The 11234-nt window shown below is 64.9% G+C and carries 7 protein-coding genes and 1 pseudogene; 2 read left to right on the forward strand and 6 right to left on the reverse strand.

The genetic code is table 11. The features are described from left to right. Nucleotides 1-8: 8 nt before the first annotated feature. From K0P03_RS12075 to K0P03_RS12090, 4 genes are read right to left on the reverse strand one after another with little or no spacing between them, the layout of a single operon-like run. Nucleotides 9-1547: a trimethylamine methyltransferase family protein gene (locus tag K0P03_RS12075; RefSeq protein ID WP_023512353.1), complete on the reverse strand. Its 1539-nt coding sequence runs from the start codon at nucleotides 1545-1547 to the stop codon at nucleotides 9-11. Further along, nucleotides 1540-2385, reverse strand: a complete 846-nt coding sequence (locus tag K0P03_RS12080; protein WP_023512352.1) for an isocitrate lyase/PEP mutase family protein — start codon at nucleotides 2383-2385, stop codon at nucleotides 1540-1542. Before K0P03_RS12080 ends, K0P03_RS12075 begins: the two co-directional genes overlap by 8 nt. Further along, nucleotides 2382-4829 carry a GcvT family protein gene (locus K0P03_RS12085; RefSeq protein WP_272789698.1) on the reverse strand — a complete coding sequence of 816 codons (2448 nt, stop codon included), beginning with the start codon at nucleotides 4827-4829 and terminating at the stop codon, nucleotides 2382-2384. Before K0P03_RS12085 ends, K0P03_RS12080 begins: the two co-directional genes overlap by 4 nt. After that, nucleotides 4826-7276, reverse strand: coding sequence for a GcvT family protein (locus K0P03_RS12090; protein ID WP_272789699.1), 2451 nt, complete (start codon nucleotides 7274-7276; stop codon nucleotides 4826-4828). The genes K0P03_RS12085 and K0P03_RS12090 overlap by 4 nt, the downstream gene beginning before the upstream one ends. A 128-nt stretch (nucleotides 7277-7404) precedes the next feature. Here K0P03_RS12090 and K0P03_RS12095 point away from each other — a divergent pair, with 128 nt between their 5' ends. Both K0P03_RS12095 and K0P03_RS12100 read left to right on the forward strand, forming a co-directional pair. Then, nucleotides 7405-8289 carry a LysR family transcriptional regulator gene (locus K0P03_RS12095; protein WP_272789700.1) on the forward strand — a complete coding sequence of 295 codons (885 nt, stop codon included), beginning with the start codon at nucleotides 7405-7407 and terminating at the stop codon, nucleotides 8287-8289. Between the two features lie 15 nt (nucleotides 8290-8304). Continuing rightward, on the forward strand, nucleotides 8305-8559 hold the full coding sequence (locus tag K0P03_RS12100) for a hypothetical protein (protein WP_023512348.1): 255 nt from the start codon (nucleotides 8305-8307) through the stop codon (nucleotides 8557-8559). 35 nt (nucleotides 8560-8594) lie between these two features. On the opposite strand, the gene K0P03_RS12105 is transcribed toward K0P03_RS12100, so the two are convergent. Both K0P03_RS12105 and K0P03_RS12110 read right to left on the reverse strand, forming a co-directional pair. Continuing rightward, the gene (locus K0P03_RS12105) at nucleotides 8595-9371 is read right to left on the reverse strand and encodes an SDR family oxidoreductase (protein WP_272789701.1); all 777 of its coding nucleotides are present in this window, start codon (nucleotides 9369-9371) and stop codon (nucleotides 8595-8597) included. A 120-nt stretch (nucleotides 9372-9491) separates the two neighbouring features. Further along, nucleotides 9492-11140, reverse strand: a pseudogene (locus K0P03_RS12110) (OFA family MFS transporter). Between the last annotated feature and the right edge of the window lie 94 nt (nucleotides 11141-11234).

Here is an 11234-nt window from a genome sequence, read left to right on the forward strand (position 1 = left end):
GACTTGCTTCAGAAGTAGATCTTGAACTTCTCCCGCACCGCCTGGTCCGTCGCAAAATCGAAGAGCGGGCCGCCGGCCTCCGAGAGAATGCGGTTCTTGCGCTCGATCGCCTTCTGCACAAGGTCCGGCCGGCCGATCTCGGCCCATTCCTTGGGGCTCGTGCGGTCGGCGACGGCGGGATAGATATATTCCGTCTGCATCAGCGACAGCGTCTGCGGATCGCCGAGATAGTGCCCGGGGCCTTCAAGGCAGACCGACCGCATCGTCTCCAGCGAGACGGAATCCTCCGTCACGTCGATGCCGCGCACGCAGCGCTGCACCTGGCCCAAAAGGTCGTCGCCGAGCACGAGGCTTTCAAGGCAGAAGCCGAGCAGCGAGGCATGCATGCCGACGGCCTCATAGACCATGTTGAGGCCGGAGAGGCCCGCCATGACGTTCGAGATCGCCTGTTCCCAACCCGCCTGCATATCCGGCAGCTTGGAATCGGCAATGCCCGCCGCCGCGCCGCCGGGAAGCCGGTAGAACTGGTGCATCTGCGCGCAGCCGGCCGTCAGCAATGCCTGCTCGCCGGAGCCGCCGGACATCGCGCCGGTGCGCAGGTCCGAAACGAAGGGCCATGTGCCGAAGATCGCCGGGTGGCCGGGGGCCATGGCATTGACGTAGACGACGCCGGCAAGGCACTCGGCGACCGCCTGCACGATGGCGGTGGCGAGCGGCGCGGGGGCCGTCGCGCCGGCCTGCCCGGCGGAGAGGAGAAGGATCGGCATGCCGGCCCGGATGCAGGCCTCCATGGTGATGCAACTCTCTTCCGCGAATTTCATCGGCGGCACGACGAAGCAGTTAGAGTTCGACACGAAGGGCCGCGCCCGCCACTTGTCCTCACCGCCCGCCATCATGTGGATGAGATCGAAGCAGCCGGCGACATGCGAGGGATCGGAAAAGCTGGTGCCGACATGTTTCGACGTGCCGGCGCAGCAGCCGTAGAGCGTGTTGATGTCCATCAGGAAATTGTCCGCGACATCGCGGCAGACCATCGCCCGCTGGAAGAAATGCACGTTGTCGAGGTGATGGACGAGCTGGGCGGCGTTGAAGAGGTCTTTCGCGGTCGATTCGCGGTATTCGCGCTTCTCCACATCGACGATATGCACCGCCGCGCCCGCCGTGCCGTAATAGACGCGGGTGCCCGACAGTTCGAGATCGTATTTCGGATCGCGGCCGTAGAGCGTGATGTCGCGCGCGGCGAGGGCCAGCATGTCCTCCACCAGCGCGCGCGGGAAGCGCAAACGCCCGTCCTCGCCGAGGATGGCGCCCGCGCCCGTCATGATCTCGATGCCGGATTTCGGCGCATTGGCGAGGCCGATATTTTCGAGCGCATCCAGCGCCGCCTCATGGATGCGGCGCACGCCCGCCTCCGTCAGCGGCTTGTACTGGCCGCCCGGAAGGCCCGGCCGCACCGGCCGGACATTTTCCGCAAGGGGTGCCGCGCGCATCGCGACGCGCGCTGCACGCCCACCGGACCGCCGGGACAAAACTGCCTGTTCACTCATGATCCGTCTCCCCCGCACCGGCGGCCAGCATTCTGTTGATAAGGTCCCCCGACGCGGCGGTGGACAATTTTGCAAAACTGCCATCCTTGACGATGGCGTCCATCTGCTCGGCGATGGCGGCATGGGTGACGCGGGCGATCATCGAGCCGAGCGAGATGCGGCGCACGCCGATAGCGGCGAGCTGCGGCACGGTGAGCTGGCGCAGCAGCCCGGCGGCAAGCGCATTGACCGGCTTTGAGACGGACTGCACGACACGGCGCAGTTCCGCCTCGCCCGGCGGTACGGGCACGTAGACGAGATCCGCGCCGGCCTTCTCGTAAGCCTGAATGCGGCGGATCGCCTCGTCGAGATCGTAGACACCGTTCATCACGCCGTCCGCCCGGGCGCAGAGGATGAAGGGCCGGCCGAGCGACCGGGCGGCATCCGCCGCGGCGCGGATACGGTCCACGGCGAGATCGAAGGCATAGGCAGGATTGCCGTCCACCATCTGCGTGTCTTCGATCGAGCAGCCGGAAAGCCCGACCTCGGCGGCAAGCCGGATCGTCTCGGCAACACCCTCTGGCGCATCGGCAAAGCCGTTCTCGAAATCACCGGAGACCGGCAGCGGCGTTGCCCGCACCAGGTCCTCCGCGTGCTTCAGCGCTTCCTCGCGCGTCACGCGGCCCATGTCGGGACGCCCGAGCGTGAAGGCGAAGCCGGCCGACGTGGTCGCGAGCGCCACGGCGCCGGAGGCGGCCATCATGCGGGCGGAGCCCATGTCCCAGGGATTGGGGATGACGAAGCAGCCCGACTGGTGCAGATCGAAAAATCGCTGGTGACGGTCGGCAAGGTTTTTCATGCGCGCACCCTTTCGGCTTTCGGATCGTACAGGGGTTGAAGCGAGGCTTCCGCCTTCACGCGGACGCCGGCGATTTCGATCTCGTAGTTCGATGCGAGCACATCCGCCTCGCTCTCGCCGGCTGAAGGCACATAGCCCATGCCGATCGCGCCCCCGAGATAGTGGCCGTAATTGCCCGAGGTGATGGTCGAAACGATCTTGCCGTCACGCACCAGCGCTTCGTTGTGGAAGAGCAGCGGCTCGGGATCGGTCAGCCTGAACTGCACCATGCGGCGCTTAAGGCCGGACTCCTGCCTGCGCAGCACCGCGTCGCGGCCGATGAACTCGCCCTTCCTCGTGCGCACGGCAAAACCCAGGCCGGCTTCCAGCACATGGTCCTCGTCCGTGATGTCATGGCCGAAATGGCGGAACGCCTTTTCGATGCGGCAACTGTCGAGCGTATGCAGCCCGCAGAGTTTCAGGCCGACATCGGCGCCGGCCGCCTCCAGCGCCTCGAAGACATGGGCGGTCTGGTCGGTGGAGACGTAAAGCTCCCAGCCGAGTTCGCCGACATAGGTAACACGATGCGCGCGGGCGAGGCCCATGCCGATCTCGATCTCCCGCGCCGTGGCGAAGGGATGCGCCGCATTGGAAAAGTCGTTCGGGCTGACCTTCTGCATGAGATCGCGCGCATTCGGCCCCATGACGCAGAGCACGCTTTCCGCCGCCGTCACATCGGTGATGACGACGAACTCGTCCTTCAGGTGCTTTCGCAGCCATGCGAGATCGCGCTGCAATGTCGCGCCGGGCACGACGAGGAAGAACGCCGTCTCCGAAAGGCGCGTCACCGTCAGGTCGCTCTCGATGCCGCCGCGTTCGTTGAGCATCTGCGTATAGACGATCCTGCCGGGGGCGACGTCCATCTGGTTGGCGCAGAGCTTTTGCAGGAAGGCCAGCGCATCGCGGCCCTCGACGCGGATTTTTCCAAAAGAGGTCATGTCGAAGAGGCCGACGCCGTTGCGCACGGCAAGGTGCTCGTCCTTCTGGTTCTCGAACCAGTTCTGCCGCTTCCATGAATAGCGGTATTCCCGCTCCTGCCCTTCCTTCGCGAACCAGTTGGCGCGCTCCCAACCGGCCACTTCGCCAAACACCGCGCCCCGCGCCTTCAGGTGCTCATGCAGCGGCGAGCGGCGCACGCCGCGGGCCGTCGCCATCTGGCGGTAGGGGAAGTGGTCAGCATAGAGCAGGCCGAGCGTTTCGGAGACGCGGTCCTTCAGATAGGCCCGATTGCGCTGGAAGGGTTGCGCGCGGCGGATATCCACCTCCCAGAGATCGAAAGGCGCTTCGCCGTCGTTCATCCACTGGGCAAGCGCCATGCCCGCCCCGCCGGAGGAGACGATGCCGATGGAATTGTAGCCGGCGGCGACCCAGTAGCCCTTCAGTTGCGGGGCTTCGCCGAGATAGTAGCGGTCGTCGGGCGTAAAGCTTTCCGGGCCGTTGAAGAAGGTGTGGATGCCGGCGGTCTCCAGCATCGGCATGCGGTTGATGGCGTTTTCAAGGATCGGCTGGAAGTGGTCGAAATCCTCCGGAAGCTGGTCGAAGCAAAAATCTTCCGAAATGCCGTCCATGCCCCACGGCTTGGCCTTCAGCTCGAAGGCCCCGATCAGCATCTTGCCGGCGTCTTCCTTGTAGTAGGTGCATTCATCCGGCACGCGCAGCACCGGCAGGCGCTGGAGGTTCGGGATCGGCTCGGTGACGATGTAAAAATGCTCGCAGGCATGCAGCGGCAACGTCACGCCCGACATATCGGCCAGCGTGCGCCCCCACATGCCGGCGGCGTTGACGACGTTTTCCGTTTCGATGGTGAAGGTTTCGCCGTTCTGCTCGCAGGTAACGCCCGTCACGCGGCCGTCCTTCGTGAGCACCGACGTCACCTTGACGCCCTCGATGACCGTCGCGCCGTTCTGCCGCGCGCCCTTCGCCAAGGCCATCGCAATGTTCGCCGGGTCGCACTGGCCGTCGAGCGGCAGGTGCACGGCGGCCTTCACATCCGCCGTGTTGAGGTGCGGATACATCGCCTTCACCTCATCGACGGTGATTTCGCGCACGTCGATGTCGAAGGCGCGGGCGAGCGAGGCCTGGCGGTAAATCTCTTCCTTGCGCTCCTCGGTCAGCGCCACGGTCATCGAGCCGCACTGGCGCATGCCAGTGCCGATGCCGGTCTCGGCTTCGAGCTTCACGTAAAGGTCAGCGGAGTACTTTGCGAGGCGCGTCATGTTCTGCGAGGCGCGGAGCTGGCCGATGAGCCCGGCGGCATGCCATGTGGTGCCGCACGTCAACTGCTTGCGCTCCAGCAGAACCACATCCGTCCAGCCGAGTTTGGCGAGGTGATAGGCGACCGAGCAGCCGGAGACGCCGCCGCCGATGATGACGGCTCTCGCCTTGGAAGGAATGGGCTTCGTCATGCGCGCAGTCTTTCGTTGTTGGGGTCGAAGAGCGGGCCATCGGGTTGGACGGTCGCCTTGAAACGCTCGCCGTAGATTTCCACCTCGATTTCCGTGCCCGGCACGGCGAGGTCGGCCTTCAGCATGCCGAGCGCGATGGATTTTCCGGTGCGATAGCCCCAGTTGCCGGAGGTCGTCTCGCCGACAACCTTGCCGCCATGCCAGAGCGTCGACATGTAGGGCGCATCGCAGTCGCCGGCGTCCACGGTCAGCGTCACGAAGCGTTTCGTCACACCCTCAAGCTTCTCGCGCTCCAGCGCGGCCTTGCCCTTGAAGGCGGGCTTCGTCCAGTCGACGAAGCGCTCGAGGCCGCCCTGCAAAATCGTGTAGTCGGTCGAAAGATCGCCCTTCCAGGCGCGATAGCCCTTTTCGATGCGCAGGCTGTCGAGCGCCTCCATGCCGAAGGGTTTTAGGCCGTGCTTCTGTCCCGCCGCCCAGACGGCGTCGAAGATCACGGCGGTGTCCTCGACCTTGGTGTGGATTTCCCAGCCGAGTTCGCCGGCGAAGGAGACGCGCACGAGCTGGCACCAGCGGCCGGCGATCTCCACCGGCTGGTGGGTGAGCCAGGGCATGGTGAGGTCCGCCTTGCAGACATCGGCGAGGATGGCGCGGGAGTTCGGGCCGGAGAGAATCTGGCACGAAAAGGTTTCCGTGACATCCTCTAGCGTGAAGACCGGATTTTTCGGCAGGTGCTTTTGCAGCCATTCGAAATCGTGCCATTGCGCCGTCGCGGCGGTGATGAGGAAGAAAAAGTCCTCTGCCAGCATCATGACGGACATTTCCGTGACGATGCGACCCTTGTCGTCGGAGAAATAGGCAAGGCCGATACGGCCGGGTTTCGGCACGCGGCCGGTGATCAGGGACGATAACCAGGCGGTCGCGCCCTCCCCCTTCACGCGGAAGCGTGAGAAGCCGGGAAGGTCGAGAATGCCGGCGGCCTCGGTGACGGCGCGGCATTCCGCCTCGATGCGCGCCCGCCAGGGGCCTTCGCGGTTCCAGGTCTGGGTCGAGGCTTCGGACGTATCGTCGCCGGGCTCCGCATACCAGTTGGCGCGCTCCCAGCCGTTGTAGGGCTTGAACTGAGCGCCGAGCGCCGCGATACGGTCGTGGATCGGCGAGAGCTTTTGGTTCCGCCCCGCCGGCCAGGCGTGTTTGGGGAAGTGCATGGCATATTCGTGGCCGTAAATTTCCATGCCCTTGGCAACGCAATAGTCCTTGTCGGCGGCAAAAGCGGTGTAACGGCGCGGATCGCAGGACCACATGTCCCACTCCGTCTCGCCCTCCGTCACCCATTCGGCAAGAACCTTGCCGGCGCCGCCGGCCTGGCAGATGCCGAAGGTGAAGACGCAGGCCTCAAAGGCATTCGGCACGCCGGGCATCGGGCCGAGCAGCGGGTTGCCGTCAGGCGCATAGGGGATCGGGCCGTTGATCATGCGCGACAGGCCGGCGGTGCCGAGGATCGGCACGCGCTCGACGGCGTCGTTGAGATACCATTCGAGACGGTCGAGATCGTCCGGGAAGAGCTGGAAGGAGAAATCGTCCGGCATCGGATCGTCAGGCGTCACCCAATGCGCCTTGCAATTGCGCTCGTAGGGGCCGAGGTTCATGCCCGTCTTTTCCTGGCGCAGATAGTAGGAACTGTCGACGTCTCGCAGCAGCGGCAGCTTGTGCCCGGCTTCGCGCGACCAGGCGGCCAGTTCCGGGATTTCCTCGAACAGCATGTATTGATGGCTCATCACCATCATCGGCACATCGCGGCCGAACCATTTTCCGACTTCCCGCGCATAATAACCGGCGGCGTTGACGACCTTCTCGCAGCGGATCTCGCCCTGCGGTGTGGAAATCACCCATTCGTCGCCCTCGCGGCGCGCGCCGGTCGCCGGACAGAAACGGAAGATTTTTGCGCCCATGTCGCGCGCGCCTTTCGCCAGCGCCTGGGTGAGCTGCGCTGGGTCGATGTCGCCGTCATACGGGTCATAGAGCGCGCCGGAAAGATCGTGCGTTTCGAGGAAAGGGTATTTCCCGCGCATCTCGTCGGGCGAGAGGATATCGAGGTCCATGCCCTGATAGCGGCCCATGCCGACGACGCGCTTGAACTCCTGCAAACGCTCCTTCGAATGGCCGAGGCGGATCGAGCCCGTCACATGGTAGTTCATGGGGTAATCGACCAGCGCACCCAGCTCCCGGTAGAGCGAGGCGGAGTAGCGCTGCATGTTCATGATCGACCAGGAGGAGGAAAAGGTCGGCACGTTGCCGGCGGCGTGCCAGGTGGAGCCGGCGGTCAGCTCGTTCTTTTCGAGCAGCACGCAATCCGTCCACCCGGCCTTCGCCAGATGATAGAGCGCGGATGCTCCGACGGCGCCTCCGCCGATGATGACGACCCGGGCATGGCTTGGCAGTACGGACATTCTCGTTCCCCTCGTTTGCCCGGGATTTGTGGCAACCAAAGCGCCGGGCGGCAAGCGGATGAAGCGGGTTTATTAATCGATAGTTTCGATTAGACTGCCGCAAAACATTTGGAAAATGCGGCGCGTTCATGCAAATCATCCTGATCGAGACATTTCTGGACCTGATGGAAACCCGCAATTTCAACCGCACGGCGGAGCGGCTGAACATCACGCAATCGACGGTGACGCACCGCATCAACGCGCTCGAGGCGATGTTCGCTCGAAAACTCTTCGCGCGGAACAAGGGCGGCACACAGCCGACGGCCGCCGGCCTGCGCTTCCTCGATCATGCAAAAGCTTTGCAACATCAATGGCATGAGGCGACGCGTGCGGTGGAGACGGCCGGCGCCTACGAGCGCTCCATGCGCATCGGCCTGCAACACGATCTTGCCGCCCACTATGCCGGCGACTGGCTGGCGGCGGTGCGCAGGGAATTGCCGGCCACCTCGATCTATCTGGAGGTCGACTATTCCGGCCAGATGAACCGCGACCTCGGCGCCGGCGACCTTGACCTCGCGATCCTCTTCACGCCGCATTACCTGCCGGACCTGCATTACGAGCGCATCGGCGAGGTGCGTTACGAGATGGTGAGCAACAAGGTCAGCCGCATCGAGGACGTGAAGGCTGAAGACTATATCCAGGCCGTCTATTCCCCCGCCTTCGACCGGCTGCACCGGCAGGCCCATCCCGAGCTTTCGACCGCGCCGATCGCCAGCGGCGAGACGACCGCCATCCTCGCGCTGATGCAGAAACTCGGCGGCTCGGCCTTCGTGACGGAGGCCGATGCCAAGCGGCTGCTGCGCACCGGCGCGGTCAGCCGCGTGGCGGGGGCAGAACCGATCGCGCAGGCCGTCTATGCCGCCGTCAACGTGCGCACGCGCCATGCCCACCAGCACCGGCGGATCATCGCCACCCTTCAGGCGCTGCTTGAAACCGGGCGGTCACATGCCTATGAACGGCCGGACCGCATCTGACGAAGGGAATCGTTCATGGCCGCCCGCGACCGCTATTCGCGCAAACTCGAATGCGCCATGTGCGGCCATTCCGGCTATGCCGAGGTTTCCGAAGACGACATGCCGAGCCGGGCGCATCCCGATTTCACGGTCGATTCGCTGCCGCACGGCTTTGCCACGGAGCGCGCCTCGAAACATCCCGACAAACACATGATCCGCTGCCGTTGCGGCCATGTCTTCAAGTTCCGGCAGAAGACCGCCTATGCCGAAGGCGGCGAGCCGCGGCGGTAGGGTCGTACCCTCGCGCCGCCGCCTCTCGGACCGAATTATCCCCGCCCGACGAACGGCATCGCCGTCGCCATGACCGTCATGTTCAAGACATTGGCGTCGAGCGGCAGGCTGGCCATGTAGACCACGGCATCGGCGACGTGTTTGACCGACATGGTCGGCTCGCTGACTATGTCGCCGTTCGGCTGGAGGATGCCGGCGCTCATGCGGGCGGTCATGTCGGTCGCGGCATTGCCGATATCGATCTGGCCGCAGGCGATGTCGTATTTGCGCCCGTCGAGCGCCGTCGACTTGGTGAGGCCGGTGATGGCGTGTTTCGTCGCCGTATAGGGCGCGGAATTCGGACGCGGCGTGGTGGCGGAAATCGAGCCGTTGTTGATGATGCGCCCGCCGCGCGGGGTCTGGTCCTTCATCAGTTTGAAGGCCTGCTGGGTGCAGAGGAAGGCACCCGTCAGGTTCGCGGCGAGAATGCTGCTCCACTCCTCGAAGGGAATGTCCTCCAGCAGCGCCGGGGAGACGTTGGAGCCGGCATTGTTGACGAGCACGTCGAGCCGGCCGAAATCACGCCGGACCGCCGCAAAAGCTGCAGCGACCTCGGCGGGATCGCCGACATTGCAGGGGATGGCGCGCACCGGGTTGCCCGTTTCGCCGGTAATGGTGGCGGCAGCCTCCTCCAGCACTGCGGCCCGGCGCCCGGTGATGACGACCCCATAGCCCTCGGCGCTGAGGCTCCTGGCGATGGCAAGGCCGATGCCCGTGCCGCCGCCCGTCACCAGTGCGATCTTGCCTGTGCCGGTCCGTCCCCATTCGGTCATGTCGTCCTCCTCCTTTGACGCGTCCCTTCGGTTTGCGCGAAAAGGACACCCGCTGCAAGGGATCATGAAAAAGTCCCCGGCATCAGCCGGGGACTTCGCCGCGTCCGTCTGCGGAGGATCTCAGAACAGCGCGGCGGTGCTCTTCAGCGTCACCCAGATGCCCCAGAGGAGCGGAAGGCCGACGATGGCCCAGGCGAGCACCGCCCTGGCATCGAGCCCGCCCTTGCCGATGCCGAAGGACCCGGTCGGGCCGGCATTGGCCGCTGCCGTCTTCGCCTGCAGGGAGGCGACTTCCTCGTCCGACATGAACCACTTGTCTGCGAGCGGCCGGACGAACAGGTTGGCGATGAGGCCGAGGGCCAGCATGCCGGCAAGGATGTACATCGTGCCGGTATAGAGCGCCGGCCCCGGCTCGACACCCGCTGCGATCTGCGCCTCCCGGATATAGTTGACCACGACAGGACCGACGATGCCGGCGGTCGCCCAGGCCGTCAGCAGGCGGCCATGGATCGCGCCCACGAACTGCGTGCCGAAAATATCCGCAAGATAGGCAGGGACGGTGGCAAAGCCCCCGCCATACATCGACAGGATGATGCCGAAGGCGAGCACGAAGAGCGCCTTGCTGCCCATATCCGCCAGGGTCGGGGCGAGCGCGTAGAGCACGATGCCGAGGATGAAGAAGGTGTAGTAGGTGTTCTTGCGTCCGATCTTGTCGGAGAGCGAGGCCCAGACGAAGCGCCCGCCGATGTTGAACAGCGAGAGCAGGCCGGTAAAGCCGGCGGCAATCGCCGCGATGGCCGCCTTCTGCTCGGTGTCGAGCTGACCGAAGCTCAGCTCCGGCTGACCGATGAGGCGCCCGCCGAAGATCTCCTGCAGCATCGGCGAGGCCATGCCGATGACGCCGATGCCGGCCGAGACGTTGAGGCAGAGCACGAGCCAGATCAGCCAGAACTGCGTCGTCTTGTGCGCATCACGCAGGTGCACGTGTTTCGTGGTGATCATCGTCGACTTGGAAGCCGGTGGCGTCCAGCCTTCCGGGCGCCAGCCGGCCGGCGGAATGCGGTAGCCGAAAGCCCCACCCATCATGAAGCAGAAGTAGATAGCGGCCATCACGAGAAAGGTCTGCCAGACCCCGGCCGTCACATCGGTCTTGAAGGTGTTCATCAGGAGGTTCGCCAGAGGAGCACCGATCATCGCGCCGCCGCCGAAACCCATGATCGCCATGCCGGTCGCCATGCCGCGCCGGTCCGGGAACCATTTGATCAGGGTAGAGACCGGGGAGATGTAGCCAAGGCCGAGGCCGATGCCGCCGATGACGCCCGCCCCGAGCCACATCAGCCACAATTGATGGCTCATCACGCCAAGCGCCGCAACGACGATGCCGCCGCACCAGCAGCAGGCCGAAACGAAGCCCGCCTTGCGCGGGCCGACGCGCTCCAGCCAGCCGCCCCAGATGGCCGCCGAACAGCCGAGCAGCACGAAGAACAGCGTATAGATCCAGCCGAGATCGGCGACGCGCCAGTTGCAGCTCGTGGTAAGAGCGCAGAGACGAGGTTGAGATCGGCGCAAGCCGGATCCGTTACCGGAATGGCCTTGGACAAAGGCAGCCAGAACACGCTGAAACCGTAGGCCATGCCGATGCAAAGGTGAATGGCAAGCGCAGCCGGCGGAACGAGCCAGCGGTTGAAGCCGGGTTTGGCGATGATACGCTCCCGGTCGAGGATGCTGCCGGAATAGTCGCCGGCATAGGTCTCGGTCGATGCAGTCATTGGGTCTCCTCCGCGACGCACCTCTCGGTGCGAAGATTTTCGTGATGGGGAGTCGGCGAACGCCGCCCTTCGACACCCGGATGCCTGCATCCCT

It is taken from the genome of Shinella sp. HY16 (assembly GCF_028534175.1).
GTDB lineage: Bacteria > Pseudomonadota > Alphaproteobacteria > Rhizobiales > Rhizobiaceae > Shinella.